Below are 21,189 nucleotides of genomic sequence, written 5' to 3' on the forward strand. Positions count from 1 at the left end.
TTCACAACGTTGTCCCCATCGGGGTTGGAAAACCCGTCACGTCGATGTGCTAGGCCGTGAATCTGTCAGGGGCAGCCGCAACCAGACGTTCGTGCCGATGCCGGGCGTGCTGCTCGCGCCCAGGGTGCCGTGGTGCTTCTGGACCACCGCGCGCACGACGGAAAAGCCCAGGCCCATGCGCCGTGTGCTGACGCTTTTCGTTTCGCTAGGGGCGGCTTCCGGCGTCGCGGGCACGCGCCGACCGCGTGGTGCGTGGAGCAGGGCGTCGAGCTGTTCGGGTGTCATGCCTGAGCCTTGGTCGCCCACGGAAATGCGTACATGTGTCGCGTCCGCATGTTCGGCGCCGGGTTCGAGGTTTAGGCGCAGTTCCACGCTGCGCCGGGACGGGCTGTGGCGGACGGCGTTGTTGAGCAGATTGACGATGGCGCGGGTCAGAAGCGCGCCGTCGGCGCGCAGGATGGTGTCGCCGGCGTCGTCGTCCAGGCGCGCTTCGACGCGCACGCCTTGGGCCTGCGCGTAGTGCCACACCTGGTCTCTGGCATCGAGCAGCACGGTGCCGATGTGGGTGTCCGCAAAACGGTAGTCGTCCGATTCGGCCAGCGCGAAGTCCATGAAACCTTCGGCCAGCGCGAGGGTGCGCTCGGCTTCACGCCGGATCGCCGTGCGCAGGCCGGCATCGGCGGTGGCCTCGTGCATCGAGAGGATACTGAGGATCGTGACCTGCGGGCTGCGCAGGTCGTGCGACAGGAACTGCCGCCACTCGTCGCGCTGGCGCTGCGCCTCGCGCTCCGCCGTGAGCTCGGGCAGCATCACGACCCAGCCCCGGTCTTCGGGCGCGTCGCCGCTGAAAACCGCGGCCTCCAGGCGGAACACGCGCGCGTCGGAGGTCACGAATTCGCAGTGCCGCAGGTCGGTCCAGTGGGCAGCGCGGGCGGCGTCCATGCCGCTTGCTGGCTTCACTGCGAAGGGCGCGATGAGCTCTGGCAGCCGCACGCAGTGCAGTGCAGCGCAGTCGTTGTCGTTCGATGGCAGCGATCCACCGCCCAGCAGCCGGAAGGCGGCCGCGTTGCCCGATCCGATGCGCCCCTCTTCATCGCAGATCAGCATGGCCACGGGCATGGCCTGCATGGCCTTGTCCATCAGCTGCTGCATGCGGCGCAGGCGTGCAATCGCCCGGTCGAGCGCCTGTTGGGGGTGCGCCGTCGGGTCGGCGGCGGCCGGCGCGCGCGCGGGCATCACTTCGAAGGTGCCGCCGGGAAGGGCGTCGAGCACCTGCGCGCGTCGGCGTAGGTAGACGAACTGCGATTCCAGGCGCCGCCAGCTCCACAGCAGGTAGAGGATGGCCAGGCCGAGCATCGGCGCGGCGGGCGGCAGCCAGTGGTGCCACCCCAACATAGCGCCGCCGCTGATCAGCAGGCATGCGCTCGCGAGGCCGAAGGTGACCGGCAGCGCATGCCGGCCCAGCCGTACCAGCAGCCACAGCGCGATCCACAGCGGCACGATGGTCCAGGTCGCATGCCACAGCGGCGGCGACATGCTCACGTTGCGCCCGTGCATCAGGTTGTCGATGGCATTGGCATGCACTTCCACGCCGGGCAGCACGCCGCGGATACCGGCGTTGGACGTGAGCGTCTGGTCGCCGAGGCCGGGTGCGGTGGCGCCGACGAGCAAGAGCTTGTCGCGCAGCAACTCGGCGGGCACTTCGCCGCGCAGCACGCTGACATAGGGCACGGTGCGGTAGCTGCCGCGCGGGCCCGCAAACAGCAGGTGCAGCGGGCCCTGGCGCAGCCAATCGGTCGGCGTCGCCTCGGAGGTGGACGCGGGCTGCGAGATTCGCTGCGCGATCAGTGCGCCCACGTAGGGCTGCAGATGGGTCGGATAGCCTTCGAGCAAGTACAGCGTGCGCGCGACGCCGTCGGTGTCGGGTGCGAGGTCGGCGTGTCCCACGCCGCGGGCCTGCGCAGCAAAGTCCGGCAGGGGCGGCAGGAAGCCCGGCCATTCGTGGCTCGAGAAGGCCAGGGGGCTCGCATGCAGCAGCGGCAGGTACACGGGCAGCAGGCCCATGGCCTGCGCCAGGCGCGCATCCTCGCGCGGGTCGGCGCTCGGCTCGGTCAGGAAGAGGTCGAGCAGCACCGCGCGCGGCGCGGCCGGCGCGAGCCGCTCGAGCAGGCGCGCGTGGGTTTCGCGGCTCCAAGGCCAGCGCCCGAGTTCGCGCAAGCTGTGCTCGTCGATGGCGATGATCAGGATATCGGGCGACGCTCGATGCGAGGCCAGGATCAGCAGACGGTCGTGGATGTACGCGTCCATCTGCGGCAGGCCGGGGCGCTGCGCGAGGCCGAGCATGGCCAGCGGCAGCAGCAGCGCCATCAGCAGGCGTTCGACGATGAGCCGCATGCGCGTGGCCCCGCTTTAGCGCACCGGGATGTCGAAGCTTCCGCTGAAGCCAGCCGCTTCGGGCGCAGAGGACGCGGCGCCGTCGGCGATGGCCTGGCGCGCACGCCAGTGGTAGCGCCCGCCAAGCGCGAAGGGGCCGACCGTCATGCCGGTGGCGTAGACCGAGGGCTCGTTGAGCAGCAATACCGCGAAGTCGGGACTGCGCGCGAGTTCGAATGTGTAGCGTTGCCCGGAGACGCCCGGCCAGCGGACCTCCACGCGCCCGTCTGAAAGCACGGACGATGTGCCCTGGCCGCTTGCGCCGCCCGCGACCGCGGGCAGGTAGACGGTGCTGTCGCCCGGCAGGCCTTCGAGCCGCGCAGCGTCGAAGGCCGTGAGGCGCAGCTGGTAGAGGCCCGGCGCCAGTTCTGCCGGCACCGTGAAAGAAGGCCCCGGGCCGCGCTGCTCGTGCACCGGCAGCAAAAAACGTTCGTCGCGCGCCAGCTGCAGGCGGTAAGTTTGTGCGCCCGGCACGGACGTGAAGCGGAATGTGCGGTCATTGCGCGCCGTCGTTTCGGCCACCAACTGGGGCGCTGGCAGCAGGCCCATCGCCTGCGACGGGCCGTTCTCCGTCAGCACCGCACCGCGGCCCTCGCGCAGCACGAGCGGCGGTTCGGCCTGCGATGTGCGCTGCACGACCACTTCGCCCGCGATGACTTCGCCGGTCAGCACACCGTCTTCGTCGCGCACGCGGAAGTGCGTGCCCCGTACGCCCAGGCCCATCGACCGCGCGCGGATCTCGAACTGCTGGTTCGGTTGCTGCTTGTGCACTTGCGATTCGACGCGGCCCTCGATCAGCCGCAGCCGTACCGTGTTGGCATCCACGGCCAACACCTCGAGCGCGCTGCGCGATGGCAGCACGACGCGGCTGCCGCCGGCGACCCCGAGGGTCACGAAGGCATCGGTGCCGGTGATGAGCGTGTCGCCAGCCTGGATCGGCATGCCGGGCTCGAGTGCCTGTTCGTCACCGCCTGCGCGCTTGCGCGAGGACTGGCCTTCGACCGCTGTGACCACCGCCGCGCCCTCGGGCACGAGCCGGCCGTCGGCAAAGTACAGCACTGTGCCCGGCTGGAGCAGGCGTGGTTCTCCGACTTGGTTGCGTTGTTGGACCTCGGGCCAGCGCAACGGCGTGGCTAACTGCTGGTTAGAGATGCTCCACAAGGTTTCGCCCGGCTTCACCACATGCGGCGACTGTGCGCTCGCCGCCGTGGTCACGAGCAATCCGGCGCAGGCAAGAAGGCGGCGCAGGCGGAACATGGCTTCGTGCTTCGCCATCAGGATTCCACCTGCGGTGGTTGTTGCGTGGCTTCGAGTCGGTAGCCGCGGCCGTAGACCGTGCGCAGGCTCAGCCCGCTCTCGGCTTCGAGGCCGAGCTTGCTGCGTAGCCGGTAGATGTGGCTGTCCAGCGTGCGCGAAGGCAGCTCTTCGTTGCTGTAGCCGGCGCTTTCAAGCAGATGGGCGCGGGATACGGTGTCGCCCATGTGTTGGAACAGCGTCAACGCGAGCCGAAACTCTCTGTCCGTGAGGGTTTGGCGTTGCGCAGGCGCGTCGTCGCCGGGCGCAGGCTGAATCAGAACGCTTTGTGAAACCCGGTCGAACTCCCAGCGGCCGAAACGCTCCCTGTCAGGCGAGGCGACGGGTGCGCGCCGGGCCATCAAGCGCTGCAGGCGCGCGCGAAGCTCCAGTGGACGGAACGGCTTGACGATGTAGTCGTCGGCACCAAGATTGAGCGCCTGTACCACGTCTTGCTCGGAGGCGCGCGAACTCAGCATGAGTACCGGCACCTTGTCGGTCTGCCACTTGCGCAGCCACTGCAACAACTCGACGCCGGCCAACCCAGGCACGTTCCAGTCGAGCACCAGCAGATCGTAGCTTTCGCGTCGCAACGCCTGCTGCAATGTCGACCCATTCGAAAACGTGATGCAAGTCACATCTGTTTCGCCAACTGTTAACAGCTGCTCCAGTGTTCCCACGAGGTGCGAGAGCTGATCAGGGTCGTCTTCAAGGATGGCGATGCGCATGGACTCCAGAGGGTAGCGGCGGCGATTCTGACAGTGAATTCATTGCTGAAATCTGACGAATTCCGAAGCGTAAATGTAAGCAACATTGTTTGCGAAGGTTATGAGGTCGTAAAGAAATTCACAAATGCAGACAAAAGCTGTCCGCAAATCTGACCAAACCTCGCGCCAGCCAGTTTGCTCTTCAAGACCCTCGACATCATCCGCCCCCTGTAGCGCCACCCGGCGCTCCGATCACTCCACATCACCGGTTATCTCCGTCCCCATCGGAGGAGAGGCCGGTTCACTCCGAGGAACTGGGAAATGAACAAGTCTTATCGATCCATCTGGAACGAATCGCTCGGCGCATGGGTTGCTGCGTCGGAAGCCACCCGGGCGCGCGGCAAGCGCGGGAGCGTAGTGCGCGCCGCCGTGACGGCTGGCGTGATGGGGGCCGCGCTGTTGGGCGCCGCCGGCAAGGCAAATGCGCAGCTGGCAGTTACCGACTACACGGGACACGCGTCGCCCGATCCCGTGCCCGGCGCTGTCCTCGATATTAATTCGTACACCCGCGGCGTGATGATGCCGCGCGTAGCGCTCACCGATGCCGCCACGTGGGGCTTGCCCGGCGGCGTGCCGGCTGACGGGATGATGCTCTTCAACACGACCGTCGGCACCACCACCAACGGCCTGTCGCAAGGCCTGGTGACGTGGAAGGGCGGGCGCTGGGTGAGCGTTGACGAGACGCCTTACCTGCATGTGAATTCAACGGTGGTTGGCAACTCGACGCAAGCCAACTCCGGCGCCCTCGGGGTGAACAGCGCAGCCATCGGACCCGACGCCAAGGCGATCGGAAGCCAGTCCGTGGCGATGGGACTCCAGGCCCGGGCGAACGAAGCCGGTGATATCGCCATCGGTCAGGGGGCTCGTGCCGTCGGTACGCTACCTTTGTTCGTTGGGCCTGAAGCCTCTCCTGGAGGTGCCATCGCCATCGGTACCGATGCTGCTGCGACGGGCGCGGGGGCAACAGCGATAGGTCTGGGCGCCAGCGCCAAGTACGCGAACGACGTGGCAGTGGGAGCCGGCAACCAGGCGGTCGGAAACGCCATGAATACCGTCAGACCGGCCATTGCGATGGGCTATAAAAACAAGGCGCTCCAGACGGACGCCGTGGCAATTGGCACGGGGAACAACGCCTGGGGGGAGAGTGGTGTGGCGGTGGGTCAGGGAAATGCCGCGGGCAATGCCGGCGCGGCTTTCGGGATCGGCAGCGAAGCGACAGGAGACCTGTCTGTTGCCGTAGGGATGAATACTCGCGCGACGAAGCTCTTTTCCACGGCAGTAGGCAACAGCAGCTATGCAGAGGGTGTCTATTCAGCTGCGATCGGCGGCGCCAGCGTCGCGTACAGCGACTACACAACCGCAGTGGGTTACGCCAATGGTGCCGCAGGTACGTCTAGCACGGCTGTAGGCGGGGAGAACTACACCTATGGCGAAAAATCCAGTGCCGTCGGCTATGGCAACACTGTGGGCGTCTACAGCACCAACCCCGGGAATGACCCTCATGGTCACAAATCCAGCGCCTTCGGCACTGGCAACACCGTAAGCGCGGATGCCGCCGTCGCAATCGGCGCGGACAACACCATTGATGCAGGCGCGGACCGGGCGGCGGTGCTGGGGTCGAATGCTGCGGCCAAGGTGGCCGACGGCGTGGCGCTGGGCTCGAGCGCGGTGGCCAACACGAAGTCCTCTACGAATGATGCGACCCGTAAGGGATATGTACCAGCGGGTTCGAGCACGGCCCGGGCCGCGGCTATCAATGCGACCAATAGCACGCTGGCAGCGGTGAGCGTGGGCGACGCCGTCAATGGGCAATACCGCCAAATCACTGATGTGGCTGCAGGTGCGGCGGACAGCGATGCGGTGAACGTGAGCCAGCTCAAGGCGGTCGCCGACACGGCGGCGTCGGGCGCGGTGCACTACTACAGCGTCAAATCCACCAACACCGTTGCAGGCAGCAACTACGCCAACGATGGCGCTACCGGAATCCGTGCCGTCGCAATCGGTGAGAACACGAAGGCAGACGGCGGGCAGGCCTTTGCCGCTGGTTACGGCGCCAAGGCGACAAGCACAGATAGCATTGCCATCGGCACCGGCGCCGTGTCCGAGGGGGCCTTCGTCCCCTCCGCGGCTATCGGCAACATTGCTTTGGGCGCTGGCGCCAAGGCCCAAGGGTCTCAGGGCGCCATCGCCATCGGCCTGGGCGCCGAAGCCCCCTCGCAACGGTCCATCTACATCGGCGAAGGCGCTGGCAAGGGGGCCGGTATCCCGCTGGGCAACATGGGCGTTGGCTACAACGCCGGACAGAACAGCAGCGGAAACTACAACGCGGCCGTCGGCTATGAGGCAGGCCAGAGCGTCTCGGGTTCTCAGAACACCGCCATGGGCAACGGCTCGCAAGTGCAGGTTACAGGTAATAACAACACGGGCGTGGGTAATCGCTCGGGCCAGAACGTCCGAGGCAGCGGCAATACGGGCGTGGGTGACAGCGCTGGGAGCGCGGTCACCGGCAGCAACAACGTGGGTGTCGGCCCGGCTGCAGGTTACCGCGTGAGCGGCGCGAACAACGTGGCCACTGGCTACTCTGCAGGCAGTTATGTGACGGGAGACGACAACGTCGCCAGCGGGTCGTACGCAGGCAACAACGTTTCCGGCAGCAGCAACGTCGCTAGCGGGTTGTTCGCTGGCTTTGGTGCGAAGGGAAACAACAACGTCGCTATGGGCAACACGGCTGGTCAAGGCATCGGTACGGCAGCCCAGCCGGTCAACGACACCGTGGCCATCGGCACGTCGTCGCTGGCCTCCAAAGCCAACGCTATCGCCATCGGCAAGGGCGCGCAGGCCACGGGCACCAGCAGCATCAGCATCGGCACCGGCAACAAGGTCAGCGGCAACAACAGCGGCGCCATCGGCGATCCGGACATCATTAGTGGCTCGGGTAGCTACGCGCTGGGCAATAACAACACGATCGCCTCCGACAACGCCTTCGTAATGGGCAACAACGTGACCATTGCGGCTGGCCTGGATGGCGCGGTGGGCATTGGCAACGGCAGCACTGTGGCGGCCTCGACCGTGGCCTCGTATGCGCCCAACGGCGCCACGGTGGCGGGCACCGCCATCGGTAGCAATGTGGTGAGCGTGGGCGCTTTGGGCGCGGAACGGCGCGTTTCCAATGTCGCGGCTGGTGGTGCGGACACTGACGCGGTCAACGTGAGCCAACTCAAGGCCGCGCAGGCTGCAGCCACCACGCACTACTTCAGCGTCAACGACACAGGCACTGCAATTCCCATCACGCCAGCGATCGACGGCACCAACTTCAATAACGACGGGGCATTGGGCGTTGAAACGCTGGCGGCAGGGCAGTACGCCGTCGCGGAATCCAACTACACGACGGCCCTCGGTGCACGTGCGTTTGCGGGTGATCCAGCGGGCGCTGGTGCCGCGACTGGAGCTACTGCCGTGGGGGCTGGTGCGTATGCCAGTGCAGAGTCCGCGACCGCCTTGGGTGCAAGTGCCTATGCCCCTGATCGGAACACGACTGCCGTGGGCACAGGTGCGAGTGCGAGTGGCGAATTCTCGACTGCCCTGGGTGCGGGCTCCCGCGCTGAGATCTGGGGATCGACTGCCCTCGGAGCGGATGCGGTGGCAAGTGGTGCGGCATCTACTGCCGTCGGCCGTGGCGCTAGTGCGCAAGGCTGGGCTTCCACGGCACTTGGCGAAGCATCGATCGCGTCCGACGAGTTCGCGACCGCCGTGGGCTCGTTGAGCCGAGCTGGGAAGCACAGCACGGCAGTGGGCCAGAACAGCAGCGCCAATAGCTGGGAAGGGACTGCGGTAGGCCAAGGCGCCGTCGCAGAATACCGTGGCACGGCAATCGGTCAGATCGCCAATGCCAGCGGCCAGGAGTCGACCGCCGTGGGCCAATGGAGCCAGGCCACGAGTCAATACGCCACGGCCTTGGGCCAAGACAGCCATGCGACGGCTAAGTTCGCGACGGCGCTGGGCCAGTACAGCCAGGCGACACAGGTGTACGCCACAGCAGTGGGCCAAGGTTCACTGGCCAGCAACGAGAACACCACGGCGGTGGGGCAGGCGGCTCAAGCGCCGGGGCTGTGGTCCACGGCCGTGGGCCAGTTCAGCCAGTCCATCGGTGAGCGCTCGACCTCGGTCGGCCAGGCCTCGCGTTCGGACGGCGCTTTTGCGACCGCCGTAGGCCAGGAAGCGCAGTCCACGGGCGACAACTCGGTGGCTGTCGGCATGGGCACCATTGCCAGCGGCCTGGCCAGCACGGCAGCGGGCCAGTACGCTCGCGCCATTGGTGACCATTCCACGGCGCTGGGCCAGCACAGCTACGCCACCAAGATCTGGACCACTGCGGTGGGCGAAGGCGCGGTGGCCGATGGTGACAACTCGACGGCGGTGGGCCAGCACGCAGAAGCCACGGGCACCTACAGCTCGGCCATCGGCCAGTACGCCACGGCGGCGGGCGCCTATGGCACGTCGCTGGGCCAGTCGGCACAGGCTGACGGCGAACGCGCCACTTCCCTGGGGCAGTTCAGCAAGGCAACAGGCGTGGCCGCCACGGCCGTGGGCCAGGGCGCGCAAGCCAGGGCTGACAGCGGTGTGGCGTTGGGCGCCAACTCGATCGCCGACACCAAGTCCTTTCTGGAAGACCCCACCCGAACGGGCTACGTGCCCACGGGGGCCAACCCCGCGCAGGCCACCGCCATCAACGCCACCAACAGCAATCTGGGTGCGGTGAGCGTGGGGGACGCGGCCACCGGCAAGTTCCGTCAGATCACCAACGTGGCAGCGGGTACAGTGGACACAGACGCGGTGAACGTGAGCCAGCTCAAGGCGTTGAACGCTGCCATGGCAGCTGGGGCGACACACTACTACAGTGTCAGCTCCACGGTGACCGGCGCTGGCAGCAACTATGACAACGATGGCGCGACGGGCGCGAACGCGCTGGCCGCAGGCGTGAATGCCCGCGCCAACGGCGACTACACGATCGCGATCGGCAGCGGTGCGAAGGCGACGAATGCGGGGGGGGCGTTGGCGGTTGACGAAGGCGGCACCGCCGTGGGCAGGACTTCCAGCGCCCAGGGCAATGCCGCGGCGGCGTTTGGCAGCAACGCCAACGCCGATGGTCACTACAACACGGCGATCGGCGCTGGCACCGTCGCGGGCGGTGACGCCACCACTGGTCCGTTGTATCCGGCGTCCAGCGGCAATACCGCTGTCGGTGCGCATGCCAAGGCCGTTGGGGTCGATAGCACGGCGCTGGGGATCCAGGCGAACGCCTTGGGAGCGAGTGCAACGGCGCAGGGCGCAGGCGCACAGGCCAATGGCGATTACACCGCCGCAGTCGGCTCCTTGGCCTCGGCGCAGGCGAAATCCGCAACGGCGCTGGGCTTTGGTAGCAGCGTCACCCATGAAGGTTCGGTGGCCCTGGGTTCGCAGAGCGTGGCCAATGGCAGCACGCTGGGCAATGCCGCCTACTCCCCGACCGGAAATCTGGCCGATGTCGCTGGCACCACGGCGGTGGGCGAAGTCAGTGTGGGCGGCATTCCCGCCCTGGCGGGTGGTGCCGCCGTGTACCGCCGTATCACCAACGTAGCAGCGGGTGCGGAGCCGACCGACGCCGTCAACGTGAGCCAGCTGAGAGCGGGTCAGACGCACTACTACAGCGTGAATGACAACGGAGCACCTGGCGGCAACTACGCTAATGACGGTGCCACCGGTCTGAACGCAGTAGCCGCTGGGGTGGACGCTCGAGCTGTGGGCGAAAACGCGATCGCAATGGGGGCAGGCGCGCTGGCCAATGGCAACAATTCACTCAGCGTGGGACCGAATGCCGGCCAGGGGTCGAGCGGTGCCTACAACGCCGCGTTCGGCACCCAGGCTGGGAAGAGTGTGACAGGCTCCAGCAACGTTGCCCTGGGTGGCAACGCGGGTAATAACGTCAACGGCGACTTCAACCTCGGCGTGGGCGAAGGCGCCGGCCGGCGCGTGCAAGGCTCCTACAACGCTGCGCAGGGGCACTATGCTGGTGGCGGTGTCGAGGGTAACGCGAACCTTGCTTCCGGCTTCTATGCCGGCACGAATACGAAGGGCGACAACAACGTGGCCCTGGGCAGCATGGCGGGGGGCGGAGTCGAAGCCAGTGACACGGTGAGCATCGGCAACACCGCTCTGGCTAGCAAGGACGGTGCGGTGGCACTTGGCCACGAAGCTCAGGCCAGCGCAGTCAATAGCGTGGCGCTGGGCGCGGGCTCCCTGTCGACCCAAGATGCTGCGGCACTGGCACTCAAGGAGGCCTACAAGCCTGCCGGTGCAGTGTCGGTGGCCGGTGCCGTACCGGTGGGCGAAGTGTCAGTGGGCAGCGTGGGCAAGGAGCGGCGCATCACCAACTTGGCCGCTGGTTCGGATGCCACCGATGCGGTGAACGTGAGCCAGTTGAAGGCGGTGAGCAGTGCCGCCGCAGCGGGCGCGGTGCACTACTACAGCGTGAACGATGGGGGTGCACCGGCGGCCAACTATGACAACACCGGCGCAACAGGAGCCAACGCCTTGGCAGCGGGAGTTGGTGCCGTGGCCACCAGTGCATCGTCGGTCGCCATCGGCAATGGCGCGGCCGCCGGGGGGGCCGGTAGCTCGGTGGGAGATGTGGTGATAGGCAACGGCGCGAAGAGCACCACGGCTTGGTACAACCCGGTTGCCAACGTTGTCATCGGCAACGGTGCCGTGAACAGCGGTGCGCAAGGCGGCGGCGTGAACATCGGGAATAGTGCGGTACAGAGCAGCACGTTGGGCGGCGGCGTGGTGATTGGCAACAGCGCTCAGATCACGTCCGCAGTCTATGGAGGAGGCATTGCCATCGGTGCCGGTGCAGTCAACAGCAGCGGCTTCGGCGGTGCACTCGCTTTGGGCGATGGCGCCAGTGTTACGACGGGAGGTGCCCTTGCCATCGGCGCGGGAGGGGTCACGGCCAGCGGGCAAGGTGCCATGGCCACTGGTTTTGGCGCAGTCGCCAGCGGATGGTTTAGTGAGGCTGAAGGGACCTTCGCGCGTGCCAGCGGCGCCAATGGCATTGCCATGGGCACCAGCGCCAATAGCGATGCGGATGGTGCCATTGCCATCGGCGGCAATGGCAGCAGCACCGACGTCAACGTGGCCGGCGCGCAAGCCACAGGCACGAACGCCGTCGCTTTGGGCACTCAAGCCAGGGCGACTCAGTCCAATGCGATCGCTCTCGGCAATGGCGCGCAGGCCACGGGCGCGAGCAGCATCAGCATCGGCACCGGCAACAAGGTCAGCGGCAACAACAGCGGTGCCATTGGCGACCCGAGCATCATCGACGCGGCCAACAGCTACAGCGTAGGCAACAAAAACACCATCGGCACGGGGGCAGACAACAGCTTCGTGTTGGGCAACAACGTCAATATCGGAAAGAACATCAGCGGGGCGACAGCATTGGGCGATAGCTCTGGCGTGACGCAGACCGACGGTGTGGCCCTGGGCAGCAAGTCGCAGGCGACCACAGCTGCAGGCGTCGTGGGCTACGACCCGAGGACCGGGGCGGCGGCGGCGGCGGGCACGGCGATCGCTAACACCACCAGCACGCTGGCGGCGGTGAGCGTGGGCGGCAACGGACAGTTCCGCCAGATCACCAATGTGGCGGCAGGCGCCGCGGACAGCGACGCGGTGAACGTGAGCCAACTCAAGGCAGTCAGCGAGGTTGCCAACGCGGGCTGGAATGTCGCGGCTAACGGCGAAGCTACTGGCGGCAATGTGGCTCCTGGCGCCAAGGTCGACTTCGGCAACTCCGACAGCAATATCGCGATCACCCGCACGGGCACGAATCTCGACTTCAAGCTGGCGGATGATGTGAAGGTCAACAACAGCGTGACGGTGGGCCAGAGCGTGCTCAACACCACCGGTCTGACGGTCAACAACGGCACGACCACCACGGCAGTGGCGGCGGGCGGCGTGACGAGCGGGACGGTGAACCTCAGCGGGGTGACGAACGACATCCAGGGCCTGAGCAACAAGACGCTGACCGATCCGAGCTTCGCCACCGTGGGCCGCGGGGCGACCGAAGAACAGCTGAAGCTCGTCAATGACGCGGCCAGTGCAGGCTGGAATGTCGCGGCCAACGGCGAGGCCACGGGTGGCAATGTCGCACCGGGCGCCAAGGTCGACTTCAGCAACTCGGACAGCAACATCGCGATCACGCGCACCGGCACGAACCTGGACTTCAAGTTGGCGGATGACGTCAAGGTCAACAACAGCGTCACGGTGGGCCAGAGCGTGCTCAACACCACCGGCCTGACGGTCAACAACGGCACCACGACCACTGCGGTGGCAGCAGGTGGCGTGACCAGCGGCAGCGTGAACCTCAGCGGTGTCACCAACGACATCAAGGGCCTCAGCAACACGACGTTGACCGATCCGAGCTTCGCGACGGTGGGGCGTGCGGCCACTGAAGAGCAGCTGAAGAAGGTCAACGACACGGCCAGCGCAGGCTGGAATGTCGCGGCCAACGGCGAAGCCACGGGCGGCAACGTCGCGCCTGGCGGCAAGGTCGACTTCAGCAATTCGGACAGCAACATCGCGATCACCCGCAGCGGTACGAACCTCGACTTCAAGCTGGCTGACGATGTGAAGGTCAACAACAGCGTGACGGTGGGACAGAGCGTGCTCAACACCACGGGTCTGACGGTCAACAACGGCACGACGACCACGGCCGTTGCGGCCGGCGGCGTGACCAGCGGCACGGTCAACCTGAGCGGCGTCAGCAATGACATCCAAGGCCTGAGCAACAAGACGCTGACTGATCCGAGCTTCGCGACCGTGGGCCGTGGGGCCACGGAAGAGCAGCTCAAGATCGTCAATGACACCGCCAGCGCAGGCTGGAATGTCGCAGCCAATGGCGAAGCCACGGGCGGCAATGTCGCTCCAGGCGGCAAGGTCGACTTCAGCAACTCGGACAGCAACATCGCGATCACGCGCACAGGCACGAACCTCGACTTGAAGCTGGCCGACGACGTCAAGGTCAACAACAGCGTGACGGTGGGCCAGAGCGTGCTCAACACCACGGGCCTGACGGTGAACGACGGTGCGGGCAGTGTCACGAAGACGTCGGCGGTGGGCACCACGGTGACCAACGGCACGACCACCACAGCTGTCGCTGCCGGTGGCGTGACCAGCGGCAGCGTGAACCTCAGCGGTGTCACCAATGACATCCAGGGCCTGAGCAACAAGACGCTGACCGATCCGAGCTTCGCCACCGTGGGCCGTGGGGCGACCGAAGAGCAGCTGAAGATCGTCAATGACACGGCCAGTGCAGGCTGGAATGTCGCGGCCAACGGCGAGGCCACGGGTGGCAATGTCGCACCGGGTGCCAAGGTCGACTTCAGCAACTCGGACAGCAACATTGCCATCACGCGCACCGGCACGAACCTCGACTTCAAGCTGGCCGACGACGTCAAGGTCAACAACAGCGTGACCGTGGGCCAGGGCGTGCTCAACACGACGGGCCTGACGGTGAACGACGGCGCAGGCAACGTCACGAAGACGATGGCGGCGGGCACCACGGTGACCAACGGCACGACCACCACCGCAGTCGCAGCCAATGGCGTCACCAGCGGCACCGTCAAGCTCAGCGGCGTCAGCAACGACATCCAGGGCCTGAGCAACAAGACGCTGACCGACCCGAGCTTCGCAACCGTGGGCCGCGCAGCGACCGAAGAGCAACTCAAGCTGGTCGACGCCACGGCCAGCAAGGGCTGGAACCTGAGCGCGAACGGCGAGGCGACCCCGCAGAACATCGCCCCGGGCGGCACGGCCAACTTCGCCAATGGCGACAACATGGTGGTCACGCGCAACGGCAACACGCTGACCGTGGCCACGGCCAAGGACGTGAAGTTCGACAGCGTGACCACCGGCGACACGGTGATGAACAACGCCGGTGTGACCGTCGGCCCGAACGTCACCCTCGGTGCGACCGGCCTGACCATCGTCGGCGGTCCGAGCGTGACCACGGCGGGCGTCGACGCGGGCGGCAAGGTGATCACCAACGTGGCGCCGGGCGTGGCCGGCACCGACGCGGTGAATGTCAGCCAGCTCAAGGACACGGTCGCCGAGAGCAAGACCAAGTACTACAGCGTGAACTCGACCGGCGGCGGTAACGAGAACAACGACGGGGCCACGGGCGCCGACGCGATCGCCGCGGGCAAGGACGCGCAGGCGACGGCCGTCAACGCGGTGGCGATGGGCACGGCGGCGCAAGCCGCTGGCGTCAGCGCCACGTCGATCGGCAATGCCGCCTGGGCGATGGGCGATCGCAGCACGGCGGTGGGCTACTTCTCGACCGCGGACGGCATCGACAGCGCGGCCTTCGGCGCTTGGGCGCGGGCCGGGGGCAATGGCAGCGTGGCCGCGGGCATGGGCTCGAATGCCTCGGGCGTGGCGAGCGTCGCGATGGGCGCGCTGAGCGCCGCGGCCGGCGACGTCAGCGTGGCCGTGGGTGCAGGCAGCACGGCCACCGCGGCCGGTGGCGCGGCCTTGGGCGCAGGCTCTGTGGCCGACCGCGCGGCCGGCGTGAAGGGCTATGTGCCGCCGGAGGCGACCGCCGCGCAGGCGGATGCCATCGCCGCCACCACCAGCACCACGGGTGCGGTGGGCGTGGGCGATGCCGCCCACGGCGTGTTCCGCCAGATCACCGGCGTGGCGGCCGGCAGTGCGCCGAGCGACGCCGTGAACGTGGCGCAGCTGCAGGCGGTGGCCAGCCAGGCTGCGGCGGCGGGCAGCAAGTGGATCACCGGGTCGCCGACGACCTACGTGGCGCCCACGTCCACGGGCACCGACAGCACGGCGGTGGGCTCGGGCGCGGCCGTCAAGGCCGACCAGGGCGTGGCCATCGGCACGGGCGCCGTGGTCACCACCAAGAACAGCGTCGCGCTGGGCAACGACTCGACCACGGCGGAGGCCAAGCCCACCAAGGAGGTCACGCTCCAGGGCACGACCTACCAGTTCGCCGGCACCAAGCCGGTGGGCGTGGTCAGCGTCGGCTCGGAGGGCAACGAGCGCCAGATCACCAATGTCGCGGCCGGCGAGATCAGCGCCACCAGCACCGACGCGGTGAACGGCAGCCAGCTCAACGCGACCAACCAGGCGATCAACAACATGACCACGGGTGGTGGCGGTATCAAGTACTTCCACGCGAACTCGAAGGCGGCCGACTCGGACGCCAAGGGCGCGGAGAGTGTGGCGATCGGACCGAAGGCCGTTGCGACCGGCAACAACGCCATCGCCACCGGCAACAACGCGCAGGCCAAGGCGGCCGGCAGCATCGCGCTGGGTGCCAACAGCACGGCCAGCACGGCCAACAGCGTGGCGCTGGGCGATGGCGCGGTGGCCAACCGCGTCGGCATGAACGGGCAGCGCGAGATGTTCTCGAACGCCGTGGTGCAGTCGGCGCAGGGTGCGGTGTCGGTCGGTTCGGCCGGCAACGAACGCCAGATCACCAACGTGGCCGGCGGCACGCAGGCCACCGACGCGGTGAACGTGCGCCAGCTGCAGGCCGTGCAGCAAAGCGCGGTGCGCTACGACACGAACGTGGACGGCAGCGTCAACTACAACAGCGTGACCATGGGCAACGGGGCCTCCACCGGTCCGGTGACGGTGCAGAACGTGGCGCCGGGCGTGGCGCCCACCGACGCGGTCAACGTGCAGCAGCTGAACCAGGCCGGCGCCGCCGGCATGGCCTACACCGACGCGCGCACCAACGCGCTGGGCAACGAGCTGCGCAACACCGCCAAGAACGCGTATGCCGGCGTGGCCGCCGCCATGGCCGTGCAGATGCCGGGCACCTCGGTGCCGGGCAAGACGGTGATGCGCGTGGGCTACGGCACGTTCAAGGGCGAGAGCGCGGTGGGCATCAGCTTCCGCCGCACGGCCGAGAACAACGGCTGGAGCGTGACCGGCGGCGTGGGCATGAGCCGCGCCGGGGCCGCGGCCACGGTCGGCGCCGAGTGGGTCTTCAATTGAAGCGGGAGAGAAAAAGAATGAACAAGATGAACCGAACCCTGTCCGCCGTTGCACTGGCGGCCTTGTTTGCAGCCCTTCAGGGCTGCGCCTCGCCCGGCGCCGCCATCGACAAGGACGCGCAGGCGCGCGCCGCGGCCGAGAAGCCTGCGGCGCCCAAGCCGGAGGAGTTTCCGGCGCTGGACAGCGCCAAGTGGAAGCAGGGCGCCTTCCCGGGCACCGAGAAGTTCCAGCGCGTGCGCCCGGGCATGGGCAAGGACCAGCTGCGCGAACTGCTGGGCTGGCCGCACTTCAGCGAAGGCCTGTGGGGCGTGCGCGAGTGGAACTACATCTTCCACTTCTACACAGGCAAGGGCAGTGAGTACGTCACCTGCCAGTACATGGTGCGTTTTAACGGCGATGAGCTGATGACCGGCGGCTGGTGGAAGAACCCTGACTGTGCCTTGCTCGCGCAGCCGCCGGCGGCTATGCCGATACCGGCCAGCACGAAGCTGGCGCCACCGCAGAAGGTCACGCTCAATGCGGACGGGCTGTTCCGCTTCGATGGCGCTTCGCTCACCGATCTGCTGCCCGCAGGGCGCACGCGACTGGAGCGCCTGGGCGGCGAGTTGCGCAACAACTTCCGGTCACTGCACTACATCGTCGTGACTGGACACACCGACCGGCTGGGCGGCGACGCGTACAACGAGGCGCTGTCGCTGGAGCGCGCCAACACCGTGCGGGAGCTGTTGGTGCAGCAAGGCCTGGACCGCAAGCTGATCCGCACGGTTGGCATGGGCAAGCGCCAGCCAGTGGTATCGGATTGCGAAGGTACCCGGAGTACCCCGGCCTTGGTGCAGTGCTTGCAACCGAACCGGCGCGTCGAGCTCGACATTGCAGGGGAACAGTGACGATGAACGTGCCCGCCCCTTCAGGGTATCGGATCGCGTTGGTGGATTCCGACGCGTTGCAGCGCGCCTGCACTAGCAACTCGCTAACGGCGCTAGGGGCCGACTTCATTGCGTTCGCGCGGATCGCCGACCTGATTCAGGTCCTCGAGGTGGGGCAGTGCTTCGACGGGGTCATCGTGGGGCTCCACACCGATGCCCAGAAGACGGTGGCGCGCGTGCCCGAAATGCACCAGACCGCCGACTGGATGATCCCGGTGCTGTACCTCACGCACCGATCGGAGCTAAAGAGCGTGGAGGCGGTGCCTGCCGTAGTGCGTGCGCAGCGCTCTTTCGAGCTGCTGCTGACGCCTGTGGCAGACGAGGATTTGGGCGCCTGGCTCGCTTCACTGGACGGCCGACTGCGGCCGGCCCGGCTTGTGCGTGTGGGTGTGGACGCCTAACGCGTCCGGCCCCGGTCCTCATCTACGGGGGCTGTCCAGAATCCAGGGTCAGGCTAGCGTGCTGTCTAAGCCTTGTCCCACAAACTTCTTCTTTTTGGTGCGCGCGGAAAAGACTGCCGACGTCGGTATCAGTCGGTAGCCCTGCTTGTAGACCGCGCGCAGCTCGTACCCGTTCTCGGCGCACAGGTCCAGGCGCTTGCGGATGTTGGCCGCGCACACATCGAGCACGCGCGTGCCTTCATAAGGCGTGGTCTTGTCCCAGATCGATTGCCACAGCCACTCGCGCGTTATCACCTGTCCGGCGTTTCGAAACAGAGTCACCGCGAAGGCGTACTGGCGAGGTTGCAGACGGATGCGTCGATCGCGCAAAAGTACCGTGTGAGCCATATCGAGGAAACGGTAGGGGCCCCAGGCCGCTGGGTCGGTGCTGGTGGCGGTCTGCGCGGCATGTCGTGCGCGCAATAGCAAGGTGCGCATGCGCCAGACCAGCTCGTTAACTGCGTTTTCGATGCCAGCGCCGTGCAGCTCGATGAAGTCGTCCCAGCCCGGCGCATCGCGCCAGGGCATAAGCTGCTCCCATCGCTTGTCGCGCACGATGAGCAATGTCGGAATATGCAACGCCCGGCAGGCCGCGAAGAGGCTGCGGGAGGCCAATTCGTTGTCGACCACGACTAGGAGAACGTCGATCTGTTGTCCGCGATCCAGCGAAGCGAAGAAGCCGGCAAGGCTAGAGAATTGGAAGGTGTCGTAGCCCAGGCGGGGCAGGCTGTGCAGCAGCAGTTCCCCGGTTACGCCTTGCTCGTCGAGCAGGGCCACGCGTGCGGTGTCCTGCATGGCTCAGGACATCCCTTTGCCGTCCCGTGCGGCCAGTACGAGGATAGCCACGGCGCACACGGCGAAGAGCACACCCGTCGGCATCGCGCCCAGGGTGCCCACCAGCCAGCCGTACAGGTCGGTCAGCATGGCGACAAGCCGATTGCCGCTGGACTGGCGGCTCAGGTCGTTGGCAATGAACGCGTTGAACGACAGCACGGCAAACACCAGCGCCACAAAGCCAGCCACGATCCATTTCACAATTGTTCGCTCCCTTTTTTTCCGGCGCAGCGCAGGCTGGTCGCACGAATTGTTCGATGCTAGCCGGCACCTTGCGATAGAAGTCTGATGAATTCTCTCGGCGCCGTTCGGGGCGGCGGCGGGCGGGTCTCGACGGTGAAAACGGCCGCGAAAAATATTTTTCCGGGTTTTTTACCTTCGCTGCCTGTTTCGCAGGCACCGTGTTGCAGGCCCCGCCAGGCAAGGGTTTCGCGCGCTGCGCACACGGTTTTCCACAGCGTTGTCCCCATCGGATTGGGAAAACCCGTCATTTCGATGTGCTAAGGCGCGAACGGGGCAGAGCGGGCCGACAGGCAAGCTCTGTCGATGGGCGGTGCGTCTCGCGAACGAACGCGATCCCGGTCTCGTCGCGCGTACCGTGCTGCTGAAGTTGTGATGCTAGGCTTGGCCGCTGATGCCCCAATGACTGCAAGCTCTCGTCCCACTCAGCTCCGGGAGGAGCCTTTTGCAAGAAGCCGCGCAGCTAGCTACACCTCAAGGGCCTTGCTCTTCTGCTCGGAGCAATGGCGTGGCACAAGGGGAAATTCTTGATCGGCACATGCATGGGCCGCCGACATGCTGCCGAACCGGCAGCTCTGGTGGCCATTTTTGCGTCGCCGCTCCAGTACCGTCGAGTGGCCGTGGATGCCATAGTGTTCTTGTGCTTGCTTGTCTCCAATCTTGGTGGCCCTCGAAGCGGGGCCGTTTTGCTCGCTCAGAGCTGTGCTTCTTATTCAAACTCAAAGTGAGCCGCGGCTGATTGCTGGGAGGCTGGCTCAGCGTACGGAGGTCGGTGATCGATCTCTCCAGCTGAGAAAACTTCTCGACCTGAAGCGCGCCGCGAAAACTGAGGGCGGATACCTGCGATAAATCGCCCACGGCGTGGTTACGCCGGCTGCAATGGAATTCCGCCCGTCACAAAGGGGGCATGGACGGTCAGTCGAACTCGCCTGCCGCGCGCGCCAAGTCCTCCCACAGGCTGGCCAGATTGCTCATCATCCGTCCGCTGAGTGGCCAACTGGTCCCCAGCCCGTCAGCTGAGGCTTGCAGCAGATCTTGAATCTTGCCCAGGGGCAGGACGTGCTCCTGCTCCATATGGTTGACGAGCTTTCTCGCCGCCCCGCGGCCCTCAAAACGAAACGAATAGCGCGATCAGGTGTGTTGCTTCTCGATGGAGTCGATCTCTGCAACAGCCGATCTCAGGGCACCCGGAATCACGCCCACTGGCATCACCAAGGTCATCGCCTCTAGATCAGAGAGGAGCTGCTTGAGGTCGTGGGAGCCTTCGGCGCGCTTGCGTTGGTCGTCATCCGCAGGGTAATTGGGCTTCGGTCTGCCCAGGATCTCGTAGTACTTTTGAATCTCAAGTCCAAATTGGAGCGGCGCCTTGACGATGAGCTCCGCCGCATGACGCTGGAGAAAGAAGATCGGTAGCGCATGCTGATCCAGCTGGCGGGCGTCTATCGCAGTTCGCAGCAACGTATTGGCCGCTAGCAAATAGGACTGGCCATAGTTTGGGGTGCGATGCTTTCCGAGCCTGGCCTGGAAGGCCGCGAGATCCTGGTCGGTCAACTCCGGTGACTTGCCCCAGGGCAGCACGCCGATCGGCTCGTTCGGGTCCGGCAGGTAGAGCGGTTCATCAAAGAGTTTCACCACCGGGAATCCTTTAGGTTGATCTTTTGGGCATCGCACCAGATGCTTTAGAACAGGCCTGCTGGCACGGCCTCTCGGTCCCAACTGTAGATGATCAGCTCCTGCCGCTCGGCCCGGTTGGCGCCGCCGCCCACGGTGTAGTCGATGGCCAGGCTCTCCATCCCGAAGCCGTCGAAGCACCGCCGGATGTCCGGGTGGTCGTTCAGGCTGACGATGGCCTTCCTCTTGAGCTGGCGCAGCTTGGTGGCCATCAGCTCGTACTGGCCCCACTCGAAGGGCACGCCGTAGCCCTCGGTCTGCCAGTACGGCGGTGCCATGTAGAAGAGCGTGTGCGGCCGGTCGTAGCGGTCCAGGGAGGTGGCCCAGTCGAGCTGCTCGATGTACGCGCTCGCCAGGCGCAAATGAGCCGCGCTGAGGTTCTCCTCGATGCGCAACAGGTTGATCGCCGGCGCAGTGGTCGCGGTGCTCCAGGTCTGCCCCTGGACACGGCCACCGAAAGCCTGCTGCTGCAAGTAGAAGAAGCGCGCGGCCCGCTGCGCACTACTTGGGGCTTCCAGCGTGCTGGTGCGCGGA

Annotated in this window: 10 protein-coding genes and 1 pseudogene; 3 read left to right on the top strand and 8 right to left on the bottom strand. The window is 66.3% G+C overall.

The genetic code is table 11. The features are described from left to right. Positions 1–36: 36 nt before the first annotated feature. From ACSFA7_RS32370 to ACSFA7_RS32380, 3 genes are read right to left on the bottom strand one after another with little or no spacing between them, the layout of a single operon-like run. Complete coding sequence (locus ACSFA7_RS32370) at positions 37–2,394, bottom strand: CHASE2 domain-containing protein (RefSeq protein WP_435503150.1); 2,358 nt, start codon at positions 2,392–2,394, stop codon at positions 37–39. Between the two features lie 15 nt (positions 2,395–2,409). Beyond that, on the bottom strand, positions 2,410–3,708 hold the full coding sequence (locus ACSFA7_RS32375) for a FecR family protein (RefSeq protein ID WP_435503151.1): 1,299 nt from the start codon (positions 3,706–3,708) through the stop codon (positions 2,410–2,412). Continuing rightward, on the bottom strand, positions 3,708–4,454 hold the full coding sequence (locus tag ACSFA7_RS32380; protein ID WP_435503152.1) for a response regulator transcription factor: 747 nt from the start codon (positions 4,452–4,454) through the stop codon (positions 3,708–3,710). Before ACSFA7_RS32380 ends, ACSFA7_RS32375 begins: the two co-directional genes overlap by 1 nt. 300 nt (positions 4,455–4,754) lie before the next feature. On the opposite strand from ACSFA7_RS32380, the gene ACSFA7_RS32385 reads away from it, so the two are divergent. From ACSFA7_RS32385 to ACSFA7_RS32395, 3 genes are read left to right on the top strand one after another with little or no spacing between them, the layout of a single operon-like run. After that, positions 4,755–16,544: an ESPR-type extended signal peptide-containing protein gene (locus ACSFA7_RS32385; RefSeq protein WP_435503153.1), complete on the top strand. Its 11,790-nt coding sequence runs from the start codon at positions 4,755–4,757 to the stop codon at positions 16,542–16,544. A gap of 26 nt (positions 16,545–16,570) precedes the next feature. Next, positions 16,571–17,431 carry an OmpA family protein gene (locus ACSFA7_RS32390; RefSeq protein ID WP_435503154.1) on the top strand — a complete coding sequence of 287 codons (861 nt, stop codon included), beginning with the start codon at positions 16,571–16,573 and terminating at the stop codon, positions 17,429–17,431. A gap of 2 nt (positions 17,432–17,433) precedes the next feature. Then, positions 17,434–17,871 (top strand): hypothetical protein, encoded by a 438-nt coding sequence (locus ACSFA7_RS32395; RefSeq protein WP_435503155.1) that lies wholly within the window; start codon positions 17,434–17,436, stop codon positions 17,869–17,871. Positions 17,872–17,919: 48 nt separating this feature from the next. Here the strand turns inward: ACSFA7_RS32395 and ACSFA7_RS32400 are convergent, their stop codons facing one another. The 5 genes and pseudogenes from ACSFA7_RS32400 to ACSFA7_RS32420 form a co-directional block, all read right to left on the bottom strand. Next, on the bottom strand, positions 17,920–18,705 hold the full coding sequence (locus ACSFA7_RS32400) for a winged helix-turn-helix domain-containing protein (RefSeq protein ID WP_435503156.1): 786 nt from the start codon (positions 18,703–18,705) through the stop codon (positions 17,920–17,922). Positions 18,706–18,708: 3 nt separating this feature from the next. Continuing rightward, positions 18,709–18,945, bottom strand: coding sequence for a hypothetical protein (locus ACSFA7_RS32405; RefSeq protein ID WP_435503157.1), 237 nt, complete (start codon positions 18,943–18,945; stop codon positions 18,709–18,711). A gap of 954 nt (positions 18,946–19,899) precedes the next feature. Then, a complete protein-coding gene (locus ACSFA7_RS32410; RefSeq protein ID WP_435503158.1) occupies positions 19,900–20,058 on the bottom strand; it encodes a hypothetical protein in 159 nt (52 codons plus the stop codon). Positions 20,059–20,115: 57 nt separating this feature from the next. Beyond that, positions 20,116–20,616, bottom strand: coding sequence for a hypothetical protein (locus ACSFA7_RS32415; protein ID WP_435503159.1), 501 nt, complete (start codon positions 20,614–20,616; stop codon positions 20,116–20,118). Between the two features lie 47 nt (positions 20,617–20,663). Continuing rightward, a pseudogene (locus ACSFA7_RS32420) lies at positions 20,664–21,155 on the bottom strand (DNA adenine methylase); the annotation flags it as partial. Positions 21,156–21,189 lie beyond the last annotated feature (34 nt).

The sequence above is a fragment of the Variovorax trehalosi genome (assembly GCF_051216415.1).
Lineage (GTDB): Bacteria > Pseudomonadota > Gammaproteobacteria > Burkholderiales > Burkholderiaceae_C > Variovorax.

Bases quoted from the DNA above. Each gene is read 5' to 3' on its own strand.
- ACSFA7_RS32400 (WP_435503156.1), bottom strand. From the start codon at position 18,705: ATGCAGGACACCGCACGCGTGGCCCTGCTCGACGAGCAAGGCGTAACC.
- ACSFA7_RS32390 (WP_435503154.1), top strand. From the start codon at position 16,571: ATGAACCGAACCCTGTCCGCCGTTGCACTGGCGGCCTTGTTTGCAGCC.
- ACSFA7_RS32375 (WP_435503151.1), bottom strand. From the start codon at position 3,708: ATGGCGAAGCACGAAGCCATGTTCCGCCTGCGCCGCCTTCTTGCCTGC.
- ACSFA7_RS32410 (WP_435503158.1), bottom strand. From the start codon at position 20,058: ATGGAGCAGGAGCACGTCCTGCCCCTGGGCAAGATTCAAGATCTGCTG.
- ACSFA7_RS32385 (WP_435503153.1), top strand. From the start codon at position 4,755: ATGAACAAGTCTTATCGATCCATCTGGAACGAATCGCTCGGCGCATGG.
- ACSFA7_RS32370 (WP_435503150.1), bottom strand. From the start codon at position 2,394: ATGCGGCTCATCGTCGAACGCCTGCTGATGGCGCTGCTGCTGCCGCTG.
- ACSFA7_RS32380 (WP_435503152.1), bottom strand. From the start codon at position 4,454: ATGCGCATCGCCATCCTTGAAGACGACCCTGATCAGCTCTCGCACCTC.
- ACSFA7_RS32395 (WP_435503155.1), top strand. From the start codon at position 17,434: ATGAACGTGCCCGCCCCTTCAGGGTATCGGATCGCGTTGGTGGATTCC.